Source organism: Nocardia sp. NPDC058244, from assembly GCF_042882065.1.
Classification (GTDB): Bacteria; Actinomycetota; Actinomycetes; order Mycobacteriales; family Mycobacteriaceae; genus Nocardia.
Genome location: NZ_JBHVWX010000005.1, coordinates 524,584 through 550,277, shown reverse-complemented (window position 1 = coordinate 550,277; position 25,694 = coordinate 524,584). Strand labels below are relative to the sequence as shown.

General features: G+C 66.2%; 24 protein-coding genes and 1 tRNA gene. 13 read left to right on the top strand and 12 right to left on the bottom strand.

Annotation, left to right across the window (positions count from 1 at the left end; genetic code table 11):
* Positions 1 to 80: 80 nt before the first annotated feature.
* The 3 genes from ACFVW6_RS19025 to ACFVW6_RS19015 all read left to right on the top strand — a co-directional run bounded on the left by ACFVW6_RS19025 (position 81) and on the right by ACFVW6_RS19015 (position 1,913).
* Positions 81 to 593 (top strand): PadR family transcriptional regulator, encoded by a 513-nt coding sequence (locus ACFVW6_RS19025; protein WP_378829264.1) that lies wholly within the window; start codon positions 81 to 83, stop codon positions 591 to 593.
* Between the two features lie 50 nt (positions 594 to 643).
* Positions 644 to 728: transfer RNA gene (locus tag ACFVW6_RS19020), tRNA-Leu, on the top strand.
* Between the two features lie 396 nt (positions 729 to 1,124).
* Positions 1,125 to 1,913, top strand: a complete 789-nt coding sequence (locus ACFVW6_RS19015) for a ferritin-like domain-containing protein (protein WP_378829262.1) — start codon at positions 1,125 to 1,127, stop codon at positions 1,911 to 1,913.
* A 343-nt stretch (positions 1,914 to 2,256) separates the two neighbouring features.
* On the opposite strand, the gene ACFVW6_RS19010 is transcribed toward ACFVW6_RS19015, so the two are convergent.
* Positions 2,257 to 3,099 (bottom strand): NAD(P)H-binding protein, encoded by an 843-nt coding sequence (locus ACFVW6_RS19010; RefSeq protein WP_378829259.1) that lies wholly within the window; start codon positions 3,097 to 3,099, stop codon positions 2,257 to 2,259.
* A 93-nt stretch (positions 3,100 to 3,192) separates the two neighbouring features.
* Here ACFVW6_RS19010 and ACFVW6_RS19005 point away from each other — a divergent pair, with 93 nt between their 5' ends.
* Positions 3,193 to 4,194, top strand: coding sequence for a helix-turn-helix transcriptional regulator (locus ACFVW6_RS19005; RefSeq protein WP_378829257.1), 1,002 nt, complete (start codon positions 3,193 to 3,195; stop codon positions 4,192 to 4,194).
* A gap of 173 nt (positions 4,195 to 4,367) precedes the next feature.
* Positions 4,368 to 5,294, top strand: a complete 927-nt coding sequence (locus ACFVW6_RS19000) for an alpha/beta hydrolase (protein ID WP_378829255.1) — start codon at positions 4,368 to 4,370, stop codon at positions 5,292 to 5,294.
* Between the two features lie 177 nt (positions 5,295 to 5,471).
* Here the strand turns inward: ACFVW6_RS19000 and ACFVW6_RS18995 are convergent, their stop codons facing one another.
* From ACFVW6_RS18995 to ACFVW6_RS18985, 3 genes are all read right to left on the bottom strand, one after another.
* Positions 5,472 to 5,618, bottom strand: coding sequence for a hypothetical protein (locus tag ACFVW6_RS18995; RefSeq protein ID WP_378829253.1), 147 nt, complete (start codon positions 5,616 to 5,618; stop codon positions 5,472 to 5,474).
* Between the two features lie 391 nt (positions 5,619 to 6,009).
* A complete protein-coding gene (locus ACFVW6_RS18990; protein ID WP_378829251.1) occupies positions 6,010 to 6,390 on the bottom strand; it encodes a DoxX family protein in 381 nt (126 codons plus the stop codon).
* Positions 6,391 to 6,523: 133 nt separating this feature from the next.
* Positions 6,524 to 6,871 (bottom strand): Lsr2 family protein, encoded by a 348-nt coding sequence (locus tag ACFVW6_RS18985; protein WP_378829249.1) that lies wholly within the window; start codon positions 6,869 to 6,871, stop codon positions 6,524 to 6,526.
* Between ACFVW6_RS18985 and ACFVW6_RS18980 the strand changes: the two genes are divergently transcribed.
* Positions 6,870 to 7,700, top strand: a complete 831-nt coding sequence (locus ACFVW6_RS18980; RefSeq protein WP_378829247.1) for a hypothetical protein — start codon at positions 6,870 to 6,872, stop codon at positions 7,698 to 7,700. The two genes, ACFVW6_RS18985 and ACFVW6_RS18980, sit on opposite strands and share 2 nt — an antisense overlap.
* A gap of 656 nt (positions 7,701 to 8,356) precedes the next feature.
* Here ACFVW6_RS18980 and ACFVW6_RS18975 read toward each other — a convergent pair.
* Positions 8,357 to 9,292: a LysR family transcriptional regulator gene (locus ACFVW6_RS18975; RefSeq protein WP_378829245.1), complete on the bottom strand. Its 936-nt coding sequence runs from the start codon at positions 9,290 to 9,292 to the stop codon at positions 8,357 to 8,359.
* 305 nt (positions 9,293 to 9,597) lie between these two features.
* On the opposite strand from ACFVW6_RS18975, the gene ACFVW6_RS18970 reads away from it, so the two are divergent.
* The 3 genes from ACFVW6_RS18970 to ACFVW6_RS18960 are packed head-to-tail and all read left to right on the top strand — an operon-like array spanning position 9,598 to position 11,876.
* Positions 9,598 to 10,116 carry a nuclear transport factor 2 family protein gene (locus ACFVW6_RS18970; protein ID WP_378829243.1) on the top strand — a complete coding sequence of 173 codons (519 nt, stop codon included), beginning with the start codon at positions 9,598 to 9,600 and terminating at the stop codon, positions 10,114 to 10,116.
* A gap of 57 nt (positions 10,117 to 10,173) precedes the next feature.
* Positions 10,174 to 11,061: an alpha/beta hydrolase gene (locus tag ACFVW6_RS18965; protein ID WP_378829239.1), complete on the top strand. Its 888-nt coding sequence runs from the start codon at positions 10,174 to 10,176 to the stop codon at positions 11,059 to 11,061.
* A complete protein-coding gene (locus ACFVW6_RS18960) occupies positions 11,058 to 11,876 on the top strand; it encodes an NAD(P)H-binding protein (protein ID WP_378829237.1) in 819 nt (272 codons plus the stop codon). The genes ACFVW6_RS18965 and ACFVW6_RS18960 overlap by 4 nt, the downstream gene beginning before the upstream one ends.
* A gap of 79 nt (positions 11,877 to 11,955) precedes the next feature.
* Here the strand turns inward: ACFVW6_RS18960 and ACFVW6_RS18955 are convergent, their stop codons facing one another.
* From ACFVW6_RS18955 to ACFVW6_RS18940, 4 genes are all read right to left on the bottom strand, one after another.
* The gene (locus ACFVW6_RS18955) at positions 11,956 to 13,176 is read right to left on the bottom strand and encodes an alpha/beta hydrolase family protein (protein WP_378829235.1); all 1,221 of its coding nucleotides are present in this window, start codon (positions 13,174 to 13,176) and stop codon (positions 11,956 to 11,958) included.
* Between the two features lie 839 nt (positions 13,177 to 14,015).
* On the bottom strand, positions 14,016 to 15,959 hold the full coding sequence (locus ACFVW6_RS18950) for a nitrate- and nitrite sensing domain-containing protein (protein ID WP_378829233.1): 1,944 nt from the start codon (positions 15,957 to 15,959) through the stop codon (positions 14,016 to 14,018).
* Positions 15,960 to 16,534: 575 nt separating this feature from the next.
* A complete protein-coding gene (locus ACFVW6_RS18945) occupies positions 16,535 to 16,804 on the bottom strand; it encodes a hypothetical protein (protein WP_378829231.1) in 270 nt (89 codons plus the stop codon).
* A 32-nt stretch (positions 16,805 to 16,836) separates the two neighbouring features.
* Positions 16,837 to 17,919, bottom strand: coding sequence for an MCE family protein (locus ACFVW6_RS18940; protein ID WP_378829228.1), 1,083 nt, complete (start codon positions 17,917 to 17,919; stop codon positions 16,837 to 16,839).
* Between the two features lie 315 nt (positions 17,920 to 18,234).
* Here ACFVW6_RS18940 and ACFVW6_RS18935 point away from each other — a divergent pair, with 315 nt between their 5' ends.
* From ACFVW6_RS18935 to ACFVW6_RS18920, 4 genes are all read left to right on the top strand, one after another.
* A complete protein-coding gene (locus ACFVW6_RS18935) occupies positions 18,235 to 19,782 on the top strand; it encodes an MFS transporter (protein ID WP_378829226.1) in 1,548 nt (515 codons plus the stop codon).
* A gap of 57 nt (positions 19,783 to 19,839) precedes the next feature.
* Entirely contained in the window at positions 19,840 to 20,799 is a 960-nt protein-coding gene (locus ACFVW6_RS18930) for a hypothetical protein (RefSeq protein WP_378829224.1), read from the top strand.
* A gap of 6 nt (positions 20,800 to 20,805) precedes the next feature.
* A complete protein-coding gene (locus tag ACFVW6_RS18925; protein WP_378829222.1) occupies positions 20,806 to 21,555 on the top strand; it encodes a hypothetical protein in 750 nt (249 codons plus the stop codon).
* 164 nt (positions 21,556 to 21,719) lie between these two features.
* A complete protein-coding gene (locus ACFVW6_RS18920) occupies positions 21,720 to 22,757 on the top strand; it encodes an amidohydrolase family protein (RefSeq protein WP_378829220.1) in 1,038 nt (345 codons plus the stop codon).
* 11 nt (positions 22,758 to 22,768) lie between these two features.
* Here ACFVW6_RS18920 and ACFVW6_RS18915 read toward each other — a convergent pair whose 3' ends face one another.
* From ACFVW6_RS18915 to ACFVW6_RS18905, 3 genes are all read right to left on the bottom strand, one after another.
* Positions 22,769 to 23,434: a TetR/AcrR family transcriptional regulator gene (locus ACFVW6_RS18915; RefSeq protein ID WP_378829218.1), complete on the bottom strand. Its 666-nt coding sequence runs from the start codon at positions 23,432 to 23,434 to the stop codon at positions 22,769 to 22,771.
* Between the two features lie 144 nt (positions 23,435 to 23,578).
* The gene (locus ACFVW6_RS18910; protein ID WP_378829216.1) at positions 23,579 to 24,517 is read right to left on the bottom strand and encodes a fumarylacetoacetate hydrolase family protein; all 939 of its coding nucleotides are present in this window, start codon (positions 24,515 to 24,517) and stop codon (positions 23,579 to 23,581) included.
* Positions 24,514 to 25,650, bottom strand: coding sequence for a VOC family protein (locus tag ACFVW6_RS18905; RefSeq protein ID WP_378829213.1), 1,137 nt, complete (start codon positions 25,648 to 25,650; stop codon positions 24,514 to 24,516). Before ACFVW6_RS18905 ends, ACFVW6_RS18910 begins: the two co-directional genes overlap by 4 nt.
* Positions 25,651 to 25,694 lie beyond the last annotated feature (44 nt).

The following is a 25,694-nucleotide window of genomic DNA, read 5'->3' as shown; positions in this document are numbered from 1 at the left end:
GCGCGACATTCCAATTCAGACAGGTCGAAATTAGAGGTTCCTACTTCGACATGTCAAGAGTGGAATGTAAGGTGAGAGGCATGAGCCTCCGTCACGCCCTGCTCGGCCTGCTCGCCGACCGCCCCGCCAGCGGCTACGACCTGATCCACCGCTTCAAGGAATCCCTCGCCAACGTCTGGCCCGCCACCCAGAGCCAGATCTACACCGAACTCACCAAGCTCGCCGACACCGGCAAGATCACCATCTCCGACGAGGGCCCCCGCGGCCGCAAGGAATACACGATCACCCCCGACGGCCGCGCCGACCTCCACCACTGGCTCACCGAAGTCGCCCCCAAACCGATCACTCGCAACGAAACCCTCCTGCGCGTCTTCTTCCTCGACGCCCTCACCCCCGCCGAAGCGATCACTTACCTCACCACCCTCGAGACCCGCTCCGCCACCGCCCTCGCCGAACTCAGCACCCTCGAATCCGCGGTCGACTGGACCGCCAACCCCTTCTCCACCAACGGCCACATCGCCCTCGAGTGGGGCAAGCGCTTCTACCGCATGAACCAGGAGTGGGCAGAGTGGGCAAAACAGCAGGTCACCTAGGCGATTTGGATTCCGTCACCGCGTCGGATAATCTTTTGGCACACCAGCAAGTCCGGGTGGCGGAATGGCAGACGCGCTAGCTTGAGGTGCTAGTGCCCGTATTAGGGCGTGGGGGTTCAAGTCCCCCTCCGGACACTTTCTTTGCACACGCGGATGGTATCGCTTAGGCGATACCATCCGCGTTTTGTCGTTATAGGTCAGTTTCAGGCCGAGTCTCCGATACGCCGGATGCTTTGTCGGCGGGATCGGCTCGGCGGGATGCGACGAGCTGCGGATCGGTCCCGGCCTCCGGCGCCTGTCGATAGATCGCAAGTTTTCGGTTCTGTTCGGTGCGGGCGCGTCGGGTCGCCTCGATATCGGGACTGTCAGGTGGTTGCGCTTCGGTGAGGGTTGCCGGCGAGTGTTCACTGCCTACATACCGAGCTACCGGAAACAATGGTTCCCGGTAGCTCGGCCTCGGTCTCGTCGCAGGTTCACCTGGCGGCCGGCTCCCGCTTCGGGTACGACTGGAGGCGAGCAGAGGGGGAGACTGTGGGGGAATCGAAGAACGCGACGTCGGTCGGCGAACGGGTGGGTGAGCGACGAGTGCGCTCCACCGAGGAATGGCTGGCCTACTTCCAGCAGAATGCGCTCCAGCAGCGCGAGATTCCGTGGCAATCGAACGGTGTCTGGGCATCTCCAGCCGAGATGGCACCTCTTCGCCGGTCGCTGCAGGCCTGGCAGCTCGGCGAGACATCGGATGGGCGACATCTGGCGGCGTCCGCGGACCGATTCGCCGCTGCCACCAACGATCCCGCGTATCGCGATGTCATCGATCTGTTCATCCGTGAGGAGCAACGTCACGGCGCGCTGCTGGGCCGGATCTTGGATGATGCGGGAATCCCACGGCGACAGGCTGATTGGGGTGACACGCTCTTTCGCAGACTTCGGTACAGCATCACCGACATCGAAGTCTGGACCACCCCCGTGGTCATGGTCGAAGTTCTGGCGATGGTCTATTACAACGCGATTCGCCGGGCGACCGGCTCACCGGTCCTGCGTGCGGTCTGCGCCCAGATCCTGGCCGACGAGGTGCCCCACGTGCGGTTGCAATGTGAGCGACTCGCGGTGCTGCTTCGCAACCGGTCCCGTACCCGCTTCCGCTGCACCATGGCCGTGCACCGCGTCCTGTTCCTCGCGGTCATGCTCCTGGTATGGGTCGGCCACCACCGCGCGCTCCGCGCCGGCGGGTACACATGGCCGCATTACCGCCGAGCCGCCTACGCCAAGATGAACCGCGCGTGGCGACGGATGGATCCGCAATGCTACGTCTGGACCTGATGCGGCCCAGCAGGTTTCGCTGAGGCCAGCACATAGGGCAAATGGTCCGAGCTCCGATTCTGCGCGTTGGAGTCCCCGGAGACCATGGCAGGGCGCCACGAGATACGCCGATACATTCAATGGCTAGCCCTGCACGGCGAGGTCGCAACAGCGGCTCCAAACGGACCCTGCGGTAGAGCGGTAACCGCACCCGGCGCAGCGGCTGACCGCGCGGCACCGCAGGTTGTCATCGATCCCCACGACGACAACCTGGCATTGTCGCTTCCTTCCGAAAGCATCGGGGCGGACACGGCACGGCCCGCCCCAGTCGACGTGGCGGGCCGTACGAACGCGCTCTGCCCCATCAGCCGCCGAAGTCGGCTCGGTGATCGGTGATCCAGTCGGTGAGGGTGCGCCCGGGCCTGCCGGTCACGGAGGTGACCGGACGCACCTGGTCGGGCACGGTGAGGGTGTCGCGCCAGTAGTCGAGCAGCATCTTCATGATCGGCTGCGGGATGAACTGCGCTGTCTCGCTGACGAACTCGTCGGGGGTGATCTCGACCAGCGGGATCTCACGGCCGATCACGGCACCGATGGCGGTGACCTGATCGGTGCGCGTCAGTGCCTGGGGACCGGTGATCACGACCGTCTCCCCGATGTAGTCGTCGGACAGCAAGGTCTCGGCCGCGGCTTCCGCGATGTCGTATTCGTGGACCGGTGCTTGCGCGGATCCCAGGTACGGCGCCCGGATCGGTGCGCCCGAGCGGATCTGCCAGGCCCAGGAGAGCAGGTTGTTGGCGAAGGTTCCGGGACGCAGGATCGTCCAGGCGTCTGTGCGGTCGGTGACGGCGGCTTCTACGGCGCTGTGGTGCCGCTGGCTGGCCGATCCTCGGTCGCGCGGGAACTCCATCGCCGCCGCCAACGAGGAGAGGACCGTGAAGCGGTGCACGCCGGCGGACACGGCGGCCTCGACGAACACATCCACCCCGTTGACCGGAAAGACGAAGGCGCGATCTACGCCCTCGAACACCTGCGGCCCGAAGGTCGAGGCATCGGCGAGATCGCCTGCGACGACCTCGACACTCTCGGGCAGGTTCGCGTCCTCGGGCTTGCGGGTCAGCGCGCGGACCGACGCGCCGCGCGCGACGAGGGTGGCGACGAGGTGGCGGCCGACGGAGCCCGTCGCGCCGGTGACGAGGATGGTCATCGTTGCGTTCCTTTGCTGTGGTGCCGGGTTGATACGTCCATACTGGTCGTTGATTAGGTCATAATCTGTCCACAATGTCGGAAAGGTCGTGGGATGGAGTCCAACTCGGTCGAACGCGCGTTCCGGCTGCTCGAGCTGCTGCAGACCCGCCGCTCGTGGCCGGGTGCGGAACTGGCCGAACGCCTCGGCATCCCGGGCCGAACGTTGCGTCGCGACATCGAGCGGCTACGCGGGCTGGGCTACCGGATCGCCGCGCAACGCGGTCCGGTCGGGGGGTACCGCCTCGCCACCGGAAGCGATCTACCGCCGCTGGTTTTCACCGCCGACGAGGCGCTCGCGCTCGCCGCCGCGCTCGCCTCGTCGGCGGCGAACGGCTCGGCAGGCGGCAGCGAGTTGGCGCTGACCGCGCTGGCCAAGATCGAGCAGGTACTCCCCGCTTCGATCACCCGCCGCATGCGGGCGTTGCGCTCGTCCATGGCTCTCGGGGATGCCGCCGGGGTCGCACCCGGGGCCTATCCAGCACCGCTGGACGCCGGAATTCTCGGTGTTCTCGCCCTGGCTTGCCGCGACTCCGAGCAAGTTCGACTGCGATACATGAATACGGTCGGGACAGAGGCCGGCACCGACTCCGTGCGCCGAATCGAACCCATCGCCTTGGTGCCGCGCGGCTCTCGGTGGTATCTCATCGGCCGCGACCTCGAGCGTGGCTGGCGGGTCCTGCGTGCCGACCGGATCACCCGCGCCGATCCGACCGGTCTGCGATTTCCCACGCGCACGGTTCCCGGCGGCGATCCCGCGGCGTTCTTGGCCGCCCAACTGGGAGCGCCCCCACGCGAGTACGCCGCCACCATCCTGATCCACGCCCCGATCGACCAGGTGCAGGCCTACATGGGCGGCTTCGCCACCGACTTCTCACCGGCCATTCTCCCCTCGGGCGAGCCAGGGACACACTGGCGCATCGCCGACACCCGCCTCGAAATGCTGGCCGGTGGACTGCTCTGGGTGCGCTGGCCGTTCGAGGTGGTCGACTCACCCGAGTTGGTCGCGCTGCTGCGAGACCGAGCCGCCGCCTTCGCGGCCGCGACGGGGCCTTGAAGCACCCGCGGCGGTCGCTGCACGCGCGAGGTGACCGCCGCTCCGAGAGGGGAACTGAGGGTACCCCTGACAGCGGGACTCTGTCGCGGCACCACGAATCTCTGGACAGTGGTTGAAGCACGACGTCGGCCTCCGGCGGACAGCCGCAGCCGCTATCCGAAGGGATTGCCCCCATGAGCATCGACAACATCGTCTCGGCCACAGTAAAGACGCCATATTGGGATATCGCCGCGAACATCTACCTGCCACCGGGGTTCGACGAGTCCCGGAAGTATCCCGTCGTCATCACCGCCCATCCGATTGGCAGCTGCAAGGAACAGACCTCCGGGAATGTCTACGGAACAGCACTCGCCGACGCGGGCTACGTCGCCGTCGCCTTCGACGCCAGCTACCAGGGCGCCAGTGGTGGTGAGCCCCGATTCATCGAAGATCCCACGCAGCGCGTGCAGGACTTCAGCTACGTCATCGACCACCTAGTCACCCTCCCGTACGTCGACACGGACCGGATCGGGGTGCTCGGAATCTGTGGTGGGGGAGGGTACTCCATCAGCGCCGCGACGACCGAACGGCGAATCAAGGTCGTCGGCAGCGTCGTCGGCGTGAACTTCGGTCACCTGCTCCATGAGGCTTTCAGCGGGTACGACCCGATCACGGCCTTGGAGGCGATCGCGGCTCAGCGCACGGCCGAAGCCCGTGGCGCCGATCCTGTTGTCGAGAACCTCCTCCCGCCCTCGGTGGAGGCCGCCGAGGGACTCGACATCGACGTCGTCGAGGCGACCGAGTACTACACGACCTCCCGTGGCCGGCAGCCCCACGGCACAACGCGCAGCATGATCTCGCGGCGCGCCGCGGGATACGGTTGGGACGCGTTCACCCATGCGGAAGTACTGCTCACCCAGCCACTGTGCGTCGTCGTCGGCGACAAGCCGGGCGCGTTCGGCTCCTATCGGGACGGACTCGAGATCTACCGCCGCGCCCGATCCGAGAAGAAGCAGTTGGTCGTGGCCGAAGGGTACTCACACTACGACCTCTACGACCGCCCCGAGCCGGTGAAGATCGCCCTGGACGCGCTGATCCCGTTCTTCGACACCAACCTCTGAATCGCGCACCGAACGCTCGCCTGGAGCGTGCGTTCATGCGCGGGCGGGGTGATCGACCTCGGTCGCGACCAGCAGAACCCGAAAGGCCCCGGCCACCCACAGCGGTGTGAGGGTCCGGGGCCTTCGTCGTGCTTCGACCGGCAGTGAGCTGCCCGGTCGCGGCTCGCTTCTCCGCGACTAGCGCAGAGTCAACCGACGCAATCCGTGGACAGCGATCGCGACCTCACGCAAGCCCGCTGCGCTGCCGGTACGGAGCACCACGACTACGCACAGCGTCATGTAGCAGATGAAACACAGCGAACCAAGCAAGGCAATTTCGAACACACCGACTCCTTCAGTGGCGCAGAGCAAAGATGGGCGTGCCTCAAACAGGCGTCTACTCGCCGATTGGGCACCCGGAATCAGGATGCAGCCCCATCCAGAAGTTGCAGACCAACGTTGACCCACAACCTGGAGTGCGCCGCACTCGAAGCGGCACACTCCGTGCGCTATACCGACGCGGCCGTGCCAAATGCGATAACCCCCCGTAGTGGGCTGTACAGCATGAGGTTCAACGTGGCGTCGCGAATATGTCAGACTGGGTTGCCCTCCAACGGCTTTCGATGGGACCCCTTGCCGATCATCATCCCGAAGGTCCTCACGGGGCGCAACCAGACATTTCGAGCCGGCCCAGAGGTTCGGGGTGCACGCCCAGCGATGCCGCTGCCGTCGCGGGTCAATCCCCGAACGAATAAGGGCCGAACCGGCCCCAAGCCACGAAGGCGGCCAGGACGAGCAAGACGATGTTCACCGCGACGAACGGATATTCCTGTCGCCGCTGATGAACCACGATCGCGCCCGCCATCACGAGGATCAGGCCGACCGCGGCCAGCGGCGTGAGGACGGTGGCGATGCCGAGTGCCGCGGGCACGATGAGCCCCACGGCACCGAGGAGTTCCAGCGCTCCGATCGCTTTGATGGTTCCCGGTTCGAAGTTCTCGACCCAGCCCATGCCGGACTCGGCGAGCTTGCTTTTGGACTGCGCGAGTTTCAGTACGCCCGACATGGTGAACACGGCGGCCAGGAACGCGGCGACGATCCACAGTGCGATGTTCATGAGGGCACCTCTTTCTCGTGTCACTGACAGGCCATTTGCCATTCTGCTGGTCGAGGGGTTCAGCACGGTGGATTAGCGACGCGGATTGTTCGGCGCGGTCGGCAGTGGGATCGTGGAGTTGGTTGCGCGCCGATCAGGCGACGGCCTGGTTGTAGGCGTCGACAATGTCTGCGGCGATGCGGCCGCGTGCGGAGACTTTGTGTCCGTTTTCCGCGGCCCAGGTGCGGATCGCGGACAGATCGCTGCGGTTGCGCGCCGTCTTGGCCGGTGCGGGAGCGTGTCGACTGGTCGACTTGGCTGTGCGGCCGGTCTTGCGGGCGTGCGGAACCCATTGCTCCAAGGTGGTCCGGAGCTCGGTGGCGTTGCTGTCGGAGAGGTCGATTTCGTAGAGTGCGCCGTCGATACCGAAAGTGACCGTTTCTGTAGCAGGGGTGGTGCCGTCGATGTCGTCGACGAGGTCGACTACCACTTTGCGCGCCATGCGGGAGTTCCTGTCTGGTCGAAATGGTCCGGTGCCGCCGCCGGGTGGAGGGAGCATTATCAATGACTATCTCACGCCCGCACTTTTCCCGTGGACCGCAGTTTCGGTAATCGACCGGGAGGGTGCCGACCCCGATCGGCATACACCGCAGCAATTTCGCGAACTCGAGCCGAATCGCACCGCTGTGCTGTCGATCGGCTCGGGCTCTGCGCGTCTTGTCTGTTGTTGGTCACATGCCCGGTCGGGGTGTCCCTTCGGCGGTCACAATGAACGGATGCAGGTGTTCATTGCCGAGGCCGAGATCCGGTTCACGGACTACCCGTTCGCAGGCGCGTCGGTGTATCCGCACGGGACGGTCGCGGTCGGGCAGATCCGAGATGCCGACCCCGCCGCGTTGCCGCCGGAAGTCCGTACCGTCAGCGGCGAGACGTTGTTCGTCAGCGCCGCGGATCGGTCCGCGTTGGCGGAGTTCTGCTCGCGCAACGCCATCCCGGTCCGCAGCCGTCCCGACATCTGGGCTGATCTGCTCGAACCTTTCCTCGACACCGCACTCGATGCCGACGCCGAACGGTCCACCGAGGACCGGCTGCACCGCGTGGGTTTGTCCCCGACCGAGATCATCGAGATTCGCGGTCGGGTCGAACGGGCGATGATGTCGTACAACTTCGACAGCATGCTGTGGGAATGGGTGCACCTCGGACTCTACGATCTGCTGTCCGCCGCGGGTGGTACGGGAGCTCGTCGCGCGGCCAGGGCGACGTTGGGTGATCCGGCCTTGCTGTACGAGTGGGCGATGCGGATCGCCGAACGGTCGACCGAACGTGACTAGTGCTCGACTGCGTGCGTGGGGGCGTCTCGCTGCCCTGCCGCAGTCATCAGCTCGAACAGGCGGGTTTCGCGATGACCTGATGGATGTCCTCGTAGAGGACGTCGCCCGGACCTCCGGAGCGCAAGCGAGCCCACCTCACCCATGCGCGTCCAGAATCGCGGTGTGACCGTCTATGCGAGAGATCATTTCAGTGGCTGACGACTTGAACCAGGCTGTGGCACCCCGTGGCACAAGTATGTTCCGGTAGGCAAACTGGCATCAAGCCAGTTCCGGAACACCCTGCCGCGGGCGGTCGCGGCGACGCGACTCGAGGTGCATCAGGGTCACCGTGCGGGAACGAACTCGGCGAACGTCGCGATCGAGGGCCGATCACCGATGTGATCGGCACAGTCGTGTAGACAGGCAGCGCATCCCGGCGCGCTACCGGGGGCCGACAGCGCTCGACCAGGCCCGCATAAAGGGCCAGTGCGCCCGGTTTACGAAGCCCGCCGGTCGACCTCCCGTCCCAATCGCGAAGGGCACGGCACCAGAAGGTTTATCGAAGTGTTCCTGCGGTACCGATATCTGCCCAACGGCCACGTTGTCGCGGGCCTCATGGCCGGGGCAGGTCGACGTCTCGCTTACCCGCCGTTGCGCCATCCTGATCGTGGCCACTGTCATTGCTGCCGGCCCGATACGGGGTGGCCGACGTCGGTGGAGGGACCGACAACGGCGCGGACTTCGGCGATCAGCCGTGTGATCAGGGGCTCAGGTGCCTGCTCGGTCCAGACGACTGCCAGGTCGACGGGGTCGGCGTCGGCGAGCTGGACCCAGCGCAGATCGCCGATGGGCATCGCGGTGCCGAGTGGCTGGGGTGCGATCCAGACGCCGCGGTTGCGACCGACCTCGAGCAGACAGTCCTCGACGGTGGGGACGATCGGGCCGAGGGGAGCTGAGCGGCCGTCGGGCCTGGGGTCCACAGCCCAGAACCGTTGTGCCTGGTCGGAAGTCAGGACGTCGGGGCGCAGGACCGGGTCCTCGGCGATGTCGGCGAGTGTCACGCTCGTGCGGTGCGCCAGAGCGTGGCGCGGTGACAGCGCCACAGCACGCCGGTCGCGGCGCACTGTCGCGTGATGCAGTCCGATGTCGGCGATCGGCAGCCACATGAACGCCGCGTCGGCGCCACCGGTGCGCAGGAGTTCGAGTTCGTCCTTGGGGTGTCGGGCGCTTCGCAAGCTCACCTGCAACCCGGGGACGGTGGTCTCGAGCGCCTCGGCCACGGCGACGGCGAACAGTGCGGTAGCCGCTGGGCAGCAGGCCAGCCGGAGAGTGCCGGTCTGGGCGTCGGCGACCGCGCGCACCCGGTGAACCAGGCGGGTGAGGTCGTCGACAACCGTCGCCGCGCCGAGCGCGAGTTCCTCACCGGCCGGGGTGAGCAGAACTCCGCGGGAGGTGCGCACCAGCAATGCCACCCCCAGCGAACGTTCGAGTTGTTGCACATGCGCTGAGACCGCCTGCTGTGTCAGGTGCATCGCCGTTCCGGCTCGAGTGATGGACCGCTGCTGCGCCACGGCCAGAAACGAACGCAGATGCCGGAGATCGAGCTCGCTCACGGCACCACCCTAGCTGTCACAACGATTCGTCGTGCACCGCCACAGTGGATCGCTGTTTCCGTCGCGGAGCCGATGACGTCAAGATCATTTGTGTTGCAGCGCAACACTTTCGAATCGGGCGGTCCGGGTGTCTGCCCGAGCTCTGGCTGCCCGATACAGCTGGGAAGGGACACGATGAGCAGTATCCGACATGATCATGGGAGCGGACGCGATGTCGGCTGGGGCGGGTTCTCCGAGCTCGCGAATCCGGCACTGAAACATGCTGTTCGGTCACCCGCAGGTGTACGGCCGTCAGGATTCGCCTGATGAACGTGACCGACGAATCCGTCGCGGGAGAGCTACGCCGGCTGGCCGATCACCAGGCCGTGACGGAAGTGTGCACACGGATGGCCTGGCATACCGACCACCGTGAGTGGGACGTGCTCGCGACATTGTTTGCTGGTGAAGTACGTCTGGACTACACGAGCCTCAATGGCGGCCAACCCTCGACGCTCTCACCGGAACAGATCGTGGAGGGTTGGTCACAGGTACTCGGTGGCTTCGATTCCACACACCACCTACTCGGCCACCCGGTGGTCAGCCTCGTCGACGACACCGCGGTGTGCACCGCCCCGTTCCAGGCCACCCACCGCTTGGTCACCGGATACGGAGATTCGCTGTGGACCCTGGGCGGTACGTACCGATTCGATCTGCGACGGATCGGCGACCACTGGCAGATCACCGGCGTGACGATGCACGCGCGCTGGGGTGACGGCAACGAAAGGCTGCTGGAGCATGCCGCCGACCGATCCACGCACCGAAAAGCACCTGTGCAACCTCGATAGGAACCGACGGCCGCGCACCACCGTGCGTTGCGTCCCTCTCCGCCGGAAAGGCAGTTCGTGACGACTCGACACACAGTCGGTGTCCCCGCCGGGGACACCACCCTCATCGGCACATTGTTCCTCCCCGACAGCAAAGACCCTGTCCCGGGAATCGTCGTCGCTGGGACCTGGACCAGCGTCAAGGAGCTCATGGCCGACCGCTACGCCGAACACCTCGCCGCCCGCGGGTTTGCCGCGCTGTCGTTCGACTTCACCGGTTTCGGCGAATCCGGTGGCACACCGCGCGAGGTCGAGAACCCGGGACGCAAGGTCGACGACATCCGCCACGCCGTCACCTTCCTGGCCTCACACCCGTCGATCGACTCCCACCGACTGGGCGCGCTGGGGATCTGCGCTGCCGCGATGTACATGGCGGGCAACGCCGTCCGCGACCCGCGCGTCGGCTCGCTCGCCCTGATCGCACCGTGGCTGCACGATGCGGCCATCTGCGAGGTCGCCTACGGTGGGCCTGACGCGGTCACCGAGAAGATCCGGATCGCCGAGCGGGCCCGGGCCCACTTCGAGGAAACCGGCGAGGTCGACTACGTCCCCGTGGTCAGCACGACCGATCCCCGTGCGGCCATGCCCTATGACATCGACTTCTACCTCAACCCGGCGCGAGGCGGTATTCCGGCCTGGCCCAACCGGTTCGCCGTCATGGCCTGGCAGGACTGGCTCACCTACGATGCCATCGCCCTCGCGCCCCGGATCACCCAGCCCACCCTGCTCGTGCACAGCGAGGACGCGGCGATCCCCGACGGCGCCCGCCGCTTCCACGCCGGACTCACCGGCCACAAGGACATCCTGTGGACGCAGGGCAGCCAATTCGACTTCTACGACCAGGACCCCCAGGTCACGCTGGCCGCCGACACCGCAGCAGCACACTTCGGAAGGACCCTTCGTTGATCCTCGTCACAGGCGCCACCGGCAATGTCGGCGGCGAAGTAGTCCAAGCGCTCCTCCGCGAGCGGCAACCTGTCCGCGCACTGGTGCGCGAGCAGACCCACTTGCCCGTCGAGCAGACCGTCGGCGATCTGGACGAGCCGACCTCGCTCGCCGCCGGCTTCGAGGGCGTCGACGCGGTCTTCCTGTTGCCCGGCTACCGCGACATGCCGGGCCTGCTCACCGTGATGCGGCAGGCCGGAGTGAAACGGGTCGTGTTGCTGTCGAGCCTGGCCACCGTCGCCACCGACACCCGAAACGCCGTCTCGGAGTTCATGATCGCCTCTGAAACCGCCGTCCGCGAGTCCGGTCTGGCCTGGACTTTTCTGCGTCCCAACGCCTTCATGTCCAATGCCTTGCGCTGGTTGCCCCAGCTGCGGTCCGGTGACGATGTCCGCGACGGTTTCGCCGACGTGCCCATCGCCTCGGTGGACCCCTACGACATCGCGGCCGTGGCGGTGCGCGCACTGCTCGACTCCGGACACGAGGAGCGCATCCACAAGCTGAGCGGCCCGCAGCGCCTGCTGCCGGCCCAACGGCTGGCAATTCTCGCGGAGGCGCTCGGGCGCGACCTACGCTTCCATCCGCTCACCGACGAGCAAGCCCGTGCCGATATGAGCGGGCGGATACCCGAGAAATACATCGACGCCTTCTTCAGCTTCTACAGCGATCGGACACTCGACGAGTCCCAGATCTATCCCACAGTCGAAGAGGTGACAGGCCGACCACCACGTGACTTCCGTCAGTGGGCGGCGGCGCACGCCGACGACTTCCGCTGAATCCGACATAGTGGACCGACGCGCCACTTGCCGCGATCGATGCAACGCGCGGCAAGCGGCGTGATCCGGTTGTGCGCCGTCAGTTTTGATAGTGGACGGCGGCGACGACTCCGGTGGCAGGGGCCCGGAGAACATCCTCCGCAGTGTCGTCGCCCTTCAGATACCGATCGAAGAAGGCGGCCGAATACCGCATGTACACGGCGGATTTGCCCGCGAAATCAGCTTTGTCCCAGGGAAGTTGAACGCTACTGAAGTAGGGGTTCAGTGCGGCTACATCCGTGACGAGGAAGTGATCGGTGTCGGCGATCTCGACGAAGTATTTCGGCCCCTGTGCCGCGTCGTACACCTGCCACTGTGGCGACCGGGACGCTTCCAGATACGGATCGGCTCCGGTGAGGAACATCATCGGGATACTGATGTTCGCGGCCGCTTCGCGGATGTACGGGTCGGCGACGAAGACCGGAGACGCCAGCGGAACGATTGCCTTGATGCGCGGATCCCGCAGCGCCGCAGGATCGGTCATGGCCTGAGCCGCCGGCATCGCACACGGGTCGACGCGGACGATCGGTGAGTTCTGCCAGTCGGCGGCTTCGCCGCTGATCGGATGATCGCACGGGATCGTCATCCCGCCTCCGAGCAGCGTGTAGGCCGCGCCGAGTGAATGGCCGCTCATGCCGATTCTGTCCGGGTCGATCATTCCGCTCAGCGCCTCGGCAGGGTCGTCGTTGCGGCGGAGTGCCTCGTCGAGGGCGACGCGAATCTGCTGGGGTCGGTAGGTCATCGCGAATTGAGTCCGCCGGAACCAGTCGCTGAACAGGGAGAACACCGAGTCGCTCGAATTCTGCTCCGCGATGGCCCGCAGGCCCGTCGGCAGATCGGGAAGCCGCGGGCCCGGCACCACGTCCTCGGCGTCGTCATGATCGATACCCACGACGACATAGCCATGACTGGCCAAGTTCTGGGCGTAGAAGTAGTAGCCGTCACCGGGAGCCCCGAGACCCGGAGAGAACATGATCAGTGGATACGGTCCGCCCGCGCGGTCGGCGGCGCCGTTCTGCACCGCGGTCCCGGTGATGCCGCCCGGGGTGACATACGGCGGAGCGGGATCGGCGACAGCCGGGTACCAGGTGGTCAGTCTCAATCGCCGCCCGCCGGAGGTGTAGGAGGACACCTGCACCCCGACGGGGTGGGTGCCGAGCGGGTCGGAGGTCCGAACGGGGACAGGTGGTGGTGGTATCGGCAATGCCGCCGCCGGACCGGTCTGTACATCGGTCATGGCCACCACGGTGCTGACGATCACGGCGGTGAGTGTGGCGGCGAGTTGTCGTCGCGGGCGCGACATCATTGTCGAGCGCTTCATTTCGAGCTCCGATTTATGGCGACTGCGGTGGTGATCGAAATACTCTAGACATCATTTCAGACAGTTCCATCGACTGTAGATAGAATCATCAAAACTGATCGTTGTGATGGGGTTGACCCCCGTGCAGATCCTGCGGTGCCGCAGCACCGAGGTCTGATGTTCAGCCTCCGAAGGCGTGCAGGCCGGCCGCATCGGCGCTGTGGGAACCTGGCGCAGGAGGTCCGCGAGGGTCCGGCAGCACTGCACATCGCCCTCGTCGCCAGATTCGCACCGGGCATCGGCGTGGTAGTCGCCATTCCCCCCGGGGGAAATTCGATCGCGCTCGTTTCGATCGCCGTCGACTCGCTCATCGTCGTCGCTGGACTCACCGCACTGCTGCCGGCCTGGGAGCGCTCGGCGGCCGATACAGCCTGTCCGGCGGACCGGTGGACAGGCACCACTGTTCCGCCTGCTGCGCGAATCCGATAACGGCGTTGCCCAGGAACCGTTGGCGTAGCTGCAGAAATCTCAGACGTGGCAACGGAAGGATGTCGCGCGAGCAACGCGGCGCGGTATGCCCAGTGCCGGCGGAAGTGGCCGGAATGCTTCACCGCACCGGCGGTGGTGGAGGGGAGATGTCGAAGACATCGTCGCGGTTTCTCGAAAGCCACCGCCAGATCCCAAAGAACTGACTGCTCTCAAACGGCTCAGGATTATCCGTCGGTGCGGCGGCCACGCGTGCGTGCCATGAAGTCGCGCGGCCTTGGTCCTTGCAATCTTCTGAGTTCGTCTGGCATGGATCAACGGCGCCCGACGGGCTCGAACAGGGATCTGTCGTCGAGCAGGGCGGAAGGTATGAACACAGTCGCTGTGACTCCACCGTGGTCCGACTCGGTGAGCTGAACCTTGATCTGGTTGCGGCCGGCGAGGATCGAGACCACGATCAACCCCATCCGGGCATCGCTCGAAAGTTGCATGAGACCGAAATCCGGCGCGCTGTCGAGGATTCGGTTGACTCGGCTCAGCTCCTGCCGGGACATTCCCCGCCCTTGATCAGTGATCTCGACCATGGCGCAGCCCCTGACAAGGCTGCCCGAGACAGTGACGAGTGCGGTCGCGGATGAGGAGGAGGTTGCATTTTCGATCAGCTCGGCCAGCAAGTGGATGATGTCGGCGACGACATCGCCGTTGACCGAGACATCGGGAAAGCGGGTGAGTTCGACGCGCGTGTAGTCCTTGGACTCGGTGATCGCGCCCTGTACGACGTCGCTGAGCATCACCGGATATCGCCATTGCCGGCCGGGGCGTTCACCGCCGAGGATGATCAAGTTCTCGGCGTTGCGGCGTTCGCGCGTGGCCAGATGGTCGAGTTTGAACAGCAGATCCATCCGTTCCGGATCTTCTTCGTGAGCTTCCGCGGCATCGAGAACTTCGAGCTGTCGGTGCGCCATGGCTTGGCTGCGGTGTGCGAGGTTCAAGAAGATCGCGTTGACCGCGCCGCGAGTCCGGGCTTCGGCCATGGCTGCCGCCACCGCTGCGCGCTGTGCGGTGTCGAATGCCTCTGCCAGCTGCCCGATTTCATCGTCACCGAAGTCCGTCGGAGGCAGTGCCGAGGCCAGATCGATCGCGTCACCGGCGCGGATCCGGGCCAGGATCGCCGGCAGCTCCGTGTCCGCGACGGCCAATGTGTGCAGCCGAAGGCGTCGCAGCCGTCGAATGAGTCCGCTCGCCAACCATGAGGTCAGAACGAATGTCACCGCGGCGAGTGCCAGCGCTCCGAGCACGGTCAGCGCGGAGGTGCGCGCGGCGGCGTCCGCGATGTCGGTCGCCCGCTGTTGGACACCGGCGAAGTTGGTGCGCCACAGCGTCAACAGGCCACCCACGATCAGTTCCAGAATCTGTTGCGCTGCCACGGAATCGGCGGACGACGGCGGGGTAGGCTCGTCGCGATCCGACCGAGTGGTGTCCGGGCTGAGATCTGTCGGAGTGGGCGCAGCGCCTCTGGCGATCAAGGCGCTCTCGAACTCGACCAGTTGTCGCCACTGCGGGCTGGCGGTCAGCTGCGCGACCTTTTGCTGGACGGCGGGATCGTCCTTGCTTGCGAGGGAGTCCAGGTTGGCATGGTAGGCGCCGATCCTGGTGGCGAACGCCTGCAAGGCAGGCTGGTCGAGCACGGTCTCGGTTCCGGCGGCCGCGACGAGTGCGTGTGCCGCGGAGATGGCATCGGCGGTGCGCAGCAATGTCGCGGTCGTGGTCAAGGCGATGGCGCTGTCCACGTCGGGAGCTCTATGAACCAGCGCCTCGACCGCGGTAGCTCCCGTCGCGGTGAGCAGGCTGTAGGCCTGGTACACCTCGTCGACTGTCGAGGTGCCCCGATCGGTCCGTGCGCGCACGAAGCTGAGTCGGCTGACAGTGTCACGCAGCTGGGATGCGGATTCGTCGAACGCTCCGGTGGTGAGTTCGCTGAGCGACGACGTAGCCTCCAGTAGTGCCCGGCCTGCGGCGTCGACGCGAAGGCGTTGACTACTGAGCTCGCTGGAGCCGAGTAAAGGGTGTGCGGTGTGAACCATCGCAAGTCGACGCTCCTGCAGCATGGCCTCGCTGAAGTCCACCGCATGGGGCGCCGCTCGAAGGGTGAGTTCGGCCCACGCCCGGTTCTGGCGGTTTTCCTGGACGAGGTGCAGGCCCACCGCGATCACCGCGGTAGCGAAGACGATGCTGGGGATGAGGACGATGGCCAGCACTCGTGCGCGGATTCCCGTCAGCCGAGTCGATGTGGCTGGGCGCGCAGGTGTGTCGTGGCGGCTCGGAGTGTGTGTCTGCCCACCCTGTGTGCTTGTGCAGCGGGCGGCGCGGGGTCGTTGCGCGTTCGATTCCTGCCGGTCCCGCTGGTATTTCATCGTTCACTCCCTTCAATTGATGAGAGAATCACATGCGATATAAGCATCAGTCAAATGCTGTCGTGACAGTTGCCCTGGTGATCTGCGCTGAAACCCGGTGTGCCGGGTTGCGCTCTGATGCGGTTTGCCCTCGGTCTGCGGTGTTCGGGGTGCCTGCACCCGTGTTGCCGGTGAGGCGAACCACCATCGCTTGCCGATCGATAGAGGGGTGCCGTACCCGGAGTCCGACAAGACGGCCATCGGCGCGGTCCTGACGGTTGCCTACGCCATGGCCACCGGAGAAGAGCCGGTCACGATCTTCACACTCGTGTTCCTGTCCATGATCGTGACGGGTGTCGTCGGGGATCGCGTCGCTGCCCAGCTGGCGAGGAGCGCGAGCCGATCCTCGGATGCGGTGCCGGGTTCGGTGGTGGAGATGATCAGGTTGTGCGCGGTGCCGCGGTTCGCGTCCGGCCTCGGCGCGCAGCGGTGCGGCCGTGGCGGTGCAGGCGGGGGTCGAGGAAGGTGAAGCGGGCGATATCGGGGTGGCCGTGCCGGTCGATGGTGGTGCTGTCGAACAGGGGCGCGAACACGGCTCGGGCCAGCGCGTTGCCAGCGAGGACGTCGGTGCGTCCGTCGCGGACGGCGACCTCCTCACGTCTCAGGCCGGCATCGTCGCATCCGGCGGGACCCCCCGCGTGGATCGTCAACGGGGGACAGTGTCGTTGCTCCTCAGCCTGAACTACTTCGTGAGCCCGAGGAGTGCGGCGGTGAGTCCGTAGTCCGGGCCGAACTCCTGCATGTTCCCGGAGCGGCAGCCATCGGACTTCATCTGGACCCGCTCGCAGAACACACTGATGATTTCGCCCGACAGGGCAGATCCGATTCGGATGTTCTGGCGAAAGTACCTTCCGTCCTTGTCCATTGTGCGATCGATGTTCTCCATCAGGAGCGGTGTGAGGTCGACGATCTCGATCAGTGCGCCGGAGTTGGCGCGCAGCTGGTTGGTGACGTTGGTCAGCCCCGTCAGCGAGGTCGACAGTTCGTCGGCGTGCTCGCCGAACATCGTGGAGGTGTTGGCCAGGAACGCATTCAGCTGATCCAGCGTGGCTTGCAAGCCGGGAGCCTGTTCGGCCAGCAGGCCCGACATCGCGGTGACCCGGTTGCTGAAGTCGCGCACCGACTGGTCGTTGTCGGCCAGCATCGTCGTCAGCTCGTTGAGCTTGATGATGATGTTGGAGATGGCGTCCTTGTTGTCGACACCGATCTTCAACGCCGAAGACAGGGCGTCGAGGGTTTCGCGGATCTTCTGGCCGTTGCCGTTGAGGACCGGGTAGAGCACGCGACCCGAGAGCGGGCCGAGCCCTTCCTGACCGGGCTCGGGCTCGAGTGAGGCGGAGAACTGGTCGATGGTCTTGATCATCGTGTCCAGCTCGACCGGGGTCCTGGTGCGCGCCTTGGGCAGGTGCTCACCGGACTTCATCGACTCACCACCGGTGAAGGGCGGGGTGATCTCGATGTGGCGGTCGGTCACGATCGAGGGGGAGATGATCGCCGCGATCGCTTCCTTGGGGATCTTCACCCCGCCATCGATGGTCATGTGGACCTCGACGTAGGTGCCCTTGGGAATGATCTTGTCGACCTTGCCGACCGCCAGGCCCAGGACCATGACGTCATTGCCCTCGTACATGCCTGCGATGTTCTCGAAATCCGCCGTGATCTCGGTGGCAGGAGTCGGCACAGGCGAACAGCCGCTGAGCGCGCCAACGGTCAGTCCGACCGCGACGCACAACCATCGGAACCTGGTCCTGTTTCTGGCCACCATGAGCGGGCCCCCTTCGAGCACGAGAAGTGATGAGATGATCACAAATGATAGGTACCCAGTGGCGGCATGGTGATGACTTCATCAAATTTGACTGCAACTCGCCCAATGGGGCGCCGCGGGGATGATTCGCGCCACTCGCGCCTGTCGCGTTGTTGCATCTTGTGAACGAGTGAGTCAGTATTGATGAAATAGTCACATCGGATCCGATAGTGCGAGCTCGGTGGATCGGTGACCGGACACCCTGTTCAGCGAACCGCTTTCCGGAGACGACCACGCGTCCTGCTTCAAGGTTGTCACCCCCTGTCAGGAGGAGAGATGGAGTACGAACCAGCCGCGTCACCGCCCACGGCAGAGTCCGGCACCTCGGTGGTCGGGCGCGCGGGCACAGCGGGTGTCCTCGTCGCGATGTGCACCTGCCTGGTGCTGGTCGTCGCCTCGGTGTCGGCGCTCAACCTCGCGATGCCGGACCTGGCCGTCGACCTGTCGGCGTCCACCACGTCGTTGACCTGGATCGCGGACGCCTACACCGTCGCTCTGGCCGCACTCGTCCTGCCGATCGGTGCGCTCGGCGACCGATTCGGCCGGCGGAACATCCTGATCGGGGGCACGATCGTCTTCGCGATAGGGTCCATGGCCGCCGCCTCGGTCGACACGACCGAACTGCTCATCGGATGGCGCGCGGTGATGGGCGTCGGCGCCGCCATGATCATGCCCGGAACGCTGTCGACCATCACGGCGGCCTTTCCCGCCGACCACCGGGAGCGCGGTGTCGCGGTCTGGTCCGGATTCGCGGCAGCGGGCGCGATCATCGGTCTGCTCGGCGCGGGACTCCTGCTCGAGCAGTGGAGTTGGCGCTCGATCTTCGTCGCCGGTGCCGTGGTCGCCGTGCTCGGTGGGCTGCTGGCGCTGATCCTGGCGCCCGACACCAAGGACGCGGAACGGCATCCCCTCGACCATCCGGGGGCATGGACCAGCGCGGTGGCGATCGGCGCCCTTGTCTACGGAATCATCGAGGGCAGCGAGGCGGGCTGGACCAGCTGGCCCGTGGTCGCGAGCCTCGCGGTATCCGCGGTCGCGTTGGCGTTGTACGCGGTTCTCGGGCTGCGCAACAATCACCCCCTGCTTGATCCCCGGCTGTTCGGCATCCCGGGATTCCGGGCCGGCGCGATCACGATCCTGGTCCAGTTCATGGCTGTTTTCGGGTTCTTCTTCGTCGGACTGCAGTACCTGCAGCTGATCCTGGGCTACAGCCCGCTGAAGAGCGCCCTGGCGCTGGTGCCGATCGCGGTGGTGGTCCTGCCGACGAGTGTTCTCACTCCGCGGCTGACGCGCTTGGCCGGGATCAAGGCGGTCATGGGTGTCGGGCTGTTGCTGCTGGCCGCCGGGATGCTCGCGCTGTCGTTCCTGGAGGTCGACTCCGGCTACCTCCCGTTCTTCGGCGGTCTGATCGTGTCCGGACTCGGCGTCGGCCTGACCAGTACCGTCGGCACCGCGGTCATCGTCGGATCATTGCGAACCGAGCAGCAGGGCGTCGCCTCGGCGATGAATGACGCGACTCGCGAAGTCGGCTCCGCGGTCGGCATCGCGCTGATGGGCTCGGTCTTCGCGAGTCACTACAAGTCGGGATTGCCGTCGATCGACCAGTTGCCGCCGGAAGCCGCGCACGCGGTGGAGTCGTCACCGGCTGCCGGTATCCACGTCGCGGGTCTGATCGGTCCGCAAGGCCCGGCGCTGGCCGACGCGGTGCGGTCGGCCTTCATCGACGGGCTCACGGCGTCGTTGATCGCCGTGGGCGTCATCGTCGCCGTCGCGGGAATCGGCGCGCTGCTGTTCGCGCCGCACCGGCAACCCACTCCGGAATAGCTGCGGCGAACGTCTGTGTACGCGCCGAGCGAATCGAATCAGGAAGGAGCGGTTGGGATGTCGAATCTGCGCCGCCTCGTCACCGTGCCCGCGATCGGGGTCGTGCTCTCCGCCGCGCTGCTGGCCGCCGGATGCGCCGTCCCCGGCGGGACGCATCAGGGCGATGGAAGTTCAACGGCCGGAACGCCGCGCGACACGACGAGTGCCGTTCCGGTGGAGGCGGTCGCGCCCGGCGACGCCGGCCATCGATGGGCGGCTGCCGGCTCCGCCGTCTTGACGCCCGGCATCCAGTCGAACACGCAGGGAGCTGGGCAGTGCACGACGAACTATGTCTTCGTCGACGACACCGGTGGGGTCTATCTCGGGCAGGCCGCGCATTGCGCCTCCTTGGGCGAGTCCACCGAAACCGACGGATGTCAGGCCACGAGTCAGCCGCTCGACACCGCGGTGCAGTTCACTCGCCACGGCTCACTCCGCGGCGCCGGGACCACCATCGGTACCGGCCGGCTGGCCTACAGCAGCTGGCTGACCATGCAGCAACTCGGTGAGGCGGATCGAAACGCATGCGCGTACAACGACTTCGCGCTGATCGCGATCGACCCCGCACTCGTCGATCAGGTCAACCCGAGCCTGCCCTACTGGGGCGGCCCCACCGGGCTCAACACCACCGGGACGCCCGCAGGGGACCGTGTCTACAGCTATGGGAACTCGAGCTTGCGCGCGGGTCTCACGGCTCTGTCGCCCCAGCGGGGCGAGAGCTTCGCGGATGACAGCTTACTCGGCGGTTGGTCCCACGCGCTGAAATCGCCGACCCCCGGCATCCCCGGCGACAGCGGCGCCGCCTTCCTCGACAGCGAAGGACGGGCCGTCGGCACGCTCTCCACGCTGGGCATCGGGCTCCCCATCGTCAACAACATCGGCGACATCAGTCGTGAACTCGCCTACGCGCGAGCGCATTCCGGAATCTCCGGACTGCGCCTCGTGCTCGGAACCGAAGCATTCGACCCCAACCGGTGACAAGGAGTGGACACCGTGACTGCACGACGACGGACTGAAGGCTGGCGGGCCGGCGCGGTGGTCTGCGCCGCGTTGCTGGTCGGGGGCTGCGCCGCCGGCACCGCCGGGCTGACCTCGGGCACGCAAGCGAGCTCGGACGAAGCGCGGGATCAGCTGCTGCTGACGTCGAGTGAACTGCCCGCTGGATCTTCCCCGGTCGAGGTATCGGAGGACCGGATCGCCGACGGATTCGCCACCGCGGCGGGGATCGCCGACTGGAGCACCACCGCCGGACCGTTGACCGTCACGCCGGCGGAATGCGGTTCGGCGCAAAAGGACCTCGCGAATCAGCTGCAGCAGCTCACCGGCAATGCGTCGTTCGCGGGCGCGCAGACCGTCGATGGCATCGTCTTCACGGAAGTCATCTCCGGCAGTGCCGTAGACCTGGCCTCGATCTCGGACATCCTGACCCGATGTGGACAGATGACGGTGTCCGCATCGGTACTGGGCAGAGAAGTGAGCACCACGCGCGTGGACATCTCGACCCTGTCCACGCCCGGCGATCTGAATACGCTGGGTGCCATCGCATTCCACACCGCGGTCCGTTCCGATGTGGTTGGGCAGCAGGCCATGGCCACGAGCTCCTCCACCGGGTGCGCCGTCATCGGCGGCATGACCATCGTCGTGCGCGCCGAGAATCTGGCCGGGGGCGGCGAGAGCGCGTTCGAGGACGTCTTCACCTCGGCCGTGGAGAAGGTACGGGCCGCCACGCGGTAGCTCCTGTAGTGGCGCGCCGTGGACGGGCGTTGCCGGGCCGGCTGCAGAAATCCGCAGCAGGTGGGTGCGTATGACCAATCACTCATATATGATGAAGCTATCAATACATGCTGAGGGGCGCGTCACGTGACGTACGCCTTGGTGACGAGAGGAAGCTGCTGTTCATGGATCGGATCGACGTACACCAGCACCTGATACCGCCCGTATATCGGGAGGCGCTGCTCAGCCAAGGGATCAGCGCCGCGGGTGGACGCGAGGTACCGGCCTGGTCGGTGGACTCTGCCCGGGAGATGATGAACGAATCCGGGATCGGTGCCGCGGTGCTGTCGGTGTCGACGCCGGGAACCAGCTTTCTGGCCGATCCGGGCGACGCCGCGACCCTCGCCCGCGCCGTGAACGACTTCTCCGCGGCCGTCGCCGACCAGGAGCCCGACCGCTTCGGCTTCTTCGCGACGGTTCCGTGGCCGGACGTGGATGCGGCCGCCGCGGAGGCGACGCGGGCACTGGACACCCTCGACGCCGACGGCGTGGTGCTGCTGAGCAACGCGCGCGGCGTGTACATCGGGCAGCCGGACCAGGACGCGCTGTTCCGGGTGCTCGACGAGCGTTCGGCCGTGGTGTTCGTACATCCGGCGGATGTGCCGGGACCGACCGTCGACGGAGTCCCGCCCTTCGCCACCGACTTCCTGCTCGACACGAGTCGCGCCGCGTACCTGCTCGTCCGCAACGAGATTCGCCGACGCTATCCCAATATCCGGTTCATCCTCAGCCACGGCGGCGGGTTCGTGCCGTACGCCGCGCACCGGATGGCGCTGGCGATCTTCAGCGAGACCGGGCGCAGTCCCATCGAGGTGCTCGAGGAGTTCGCGAGCTTCTACTTCGACACCGCGCTGTCCTCGAGCGCGGCGGCGCTGCCGAGCTTGCTGGCCTTCGCCGATCCCGGTCACGTGCTCTACGGCAGTGACTGGCCGTTCGCGCCACAGGCCGCGGTGGCCTGGTTCGATGCCGGACTGGGGGAGTTCGACGGCGTCGGCCCAGACGATCGAGACGCGATCCGGCACGGCAACGCCGCCGCGCTACTGCCCCGATTCGGTGGAGTACCGGCCGCCGTGCCGCCTGCTCCGCTGTTGACGCGGACTCGCCGTGAGCTGCGCAGGCGCGCCTTCGGGGCGATCGCGCGGGCGGCCTCCCGGCGGGCCTGACCTCAGCGGATCTACGCCCCGGTCTGCAGCGGCAGGTCGGGGTTGGTGGGCAGTTCTGGCAGCGGCGCGGAGCTCAGGCGTTCCGCTGCCCGCTTGTTCATGCCGAACATGCGCAGGGCTCGATAGGTCATCTCGTCGGCGAGTGCGGCCGCGTCCGCGTCGGGTTTGGCGTCGAGCAGCTGGAGCAGGCCGAGCAGTGCCCCGCCCGCCGCCATGATGGCGAGGTCGGGATCCATCGGTTCGAAGCGCCCGGCCTCCTGGGCGGCGATGATGTCGTGGCGCGCGCTGGGCGCGAGTCCCTGATCGCGCAGCATCACTCCCATACCGGAGTGCAGGACGACGCGCACCATTTCCGGGAGTTGGCGTTGCAGCCGCCCGGTGAGCCGGAAGCTGACAGCGAAGATCTCCGCGGGGTCGTCGTAGCGGGCCACGATGTGGTCGCGCATTTCGTTGTAGACCTTCAATGCGGACTGCACGGCCTCGTCGAAGAGCTGTTCCTTGGAATCGAAATGGTTGTAGAAGGAGCCGAAACCGACGTCGGCGGCATCGGTGATCTCCTTGATGCTCACCGCCGACTGGCCTTCGGACAGGAACTTTCGTGCGGCGCCGAGCAAGGCGTTGCGCGTGCGTTCCCTGCGGCGATCGGTACGCGTGGGTGCGGTCTGTTCGGCTGTCATCTGCCCTCCACCTCGAGTTGCCGCAAGAATCATAACTGATCGTAGATTCAGTACCGATTCGTACGCAGATTTGTGATGATGGCGGCTACGGCCGGATCTGTCACCGAGGCACGTATTTTCGGCCCGAACGTGCTGTTCGGGTGACTATCGCGCGTATCGCACAGTGGTACGTTGCGTGCCGAGGTCGATGGTTCCGTCGTCGGTGCCGATCGTCGCTTCGACGACGTCACCGTCCTGGAGATACCTCGGATTCTTGGCTTGGCGGTCGAAGAACAGCTTCCATTTGAGCTTCGGTGGGAGCATCGCGCCGAGGATCTCCACCGGCTTGGCCGGCGCGCTGATCGCGGTCCCCACGGGTGTACCGGTGAGCAGGAGGTCGCCGGGGTCCATGCGCTGGAACCGGGACAGCGCCCGTACCGTCTCGAGCGGCCGGTAGATCATGTCGGCCACGGTCATGTCCTGGCGTTTGTCGCCGTTGACCCACAGCCGCAGCCGCAGGTCGGCGAACCTTTCCAGCTCGCCGTCTTCCAGGAGCACCAGCGCGGGCCCTGTCGGGGTGAAGGTCGGATACGACTTGCCCTCGTAGTACTGGGTCTGCGGCAATTGCACGTCGCGCGCGGAGATGTCGTTGGTGACGACGAGCCCGGCGATGTAGTCGGCGAGATTGCCGGCGTCGACCTCGGTGCCGACAGGCAGTTCTCTACCGAACACCAGCCCGATCTCGACCTCGTAGTCCAGCAGCCGCACATGGCTGGGACGAACGACGTCGTCGTGGGGCCCGCTGATCGAGCCCGATGCCTTCCGGAAGAAGGTGAGTGGCACCGAATCGGGATCGCCACCGGAATCCCGCACGTGGGAAGCGAAGTTCGTCATCTGGGCGACCACGCGGCACGGGGCCGTCACCGGCGACAGCGGTACGAGTTCGTGGGCCGGAACCAGGTCGGCATTGTCGGCGGCATCGGCGATCGCGGCCCGGTCGGCGAGCAGTTCCGCGGTGGTGGTGGCGCCGGTCTCGATGCGGGCCGCGCCCGCGTCGGTGCGCAGCCACCAGCCGTCGATCGTCCGGAGGACGGTGTGGGTCATGAGCGAGCTACTTTCATCAGGCCGACGAGGCGGCGGAGGTCGAATTCGTTGTTCTCGTCCCGGAGTGCGCCGAATATCGCGCCGAGTTCTGCCGCGGCGGGTCGGCCGGGTGCAATGCCCAGGAAGTCGGCGGTGGCCGGTGGTCCCCACTGTGCGAGACCCGAGGCGGTCATCGGCGCCCAGCCGGGTGCCTCCGTGTTGTCGAACAGGTCGCCGTCGCTGAAATGCTCCACCATGAACCCGTCCGGATCTCGCCAGTAGTCGAAGATCTGACTGCCCTGGACGTGCCTGCCGATGCCCCAGGAATGGTGATAGCCATGGTCGTGCAAGTAGGCGCCGCCCGCCGCGAGGGTGTCCAGGTCGGGGACCTGGAAGGCCGAATGCACGTACCGGTTGCTCGGTCCGAGGGTCAGGGCGAGGGTGTGGTGATCGGTCGGGATCGACCCGCGGTCGCAGCGGATGAAGCTCATGACCGGGCCACGGTCGCGTTGCCCGGCGTAGTAGAGGAAATCGCTGACGATGAGGCCCAGGTAGTGGAGGTACCAGTCGAGGGTCTGCCGGAATCGCGTGGTCTGCACGACGACGTGCCCGAGTCGCTGGATCGGCGCCGGCTCGCGCGGTGGCCGCTGTGGCCGGTTGATTCGTGTCGCCTCGTCCCCTCGGTTCCAGTCCAGTGGGGCAGGGGTCGGTATCGGATCGAGTGGATGTGTCTCGGCGACCACACGCACCCGGAGCCCGCTGGGGTCCGTCGTGGCGACCGCCCGGCCACCGAGTGATTCGGGCAGCGGGAACGGTCTGGTGTCGAGGGCTGTCGCCAGGCGCTCGAGATCGGTGGGATCGGCTGCGTGAAAGACGGGGCCGGTGAACCGTGAGGTGCCGCCACGGCGGATCCGGACACACGGAGCCCCGGTGTGGGCGCCCCGGAGGTGCAGTTCGTGCTGGTCCCGATACGCGGTGCGGAAGCCGAACGCGTGGGCGAAGGTCTCGGCGCGTTCCAGGTCGGGCTTCTCGAATTCCAGCCAGGCGAGGTCGAGGACCTTGATGACGGGATTCTGGTGTCTGCCGGGGTGTTCGCCGGGCAGTGCGCCGAGTTCGCTGTGGACTCCCGCGTGTGCGTCGCGATGGCCGTGCATCCGTGACTCCTAACGCTTAACTGACGATATCATCATTCAAGACG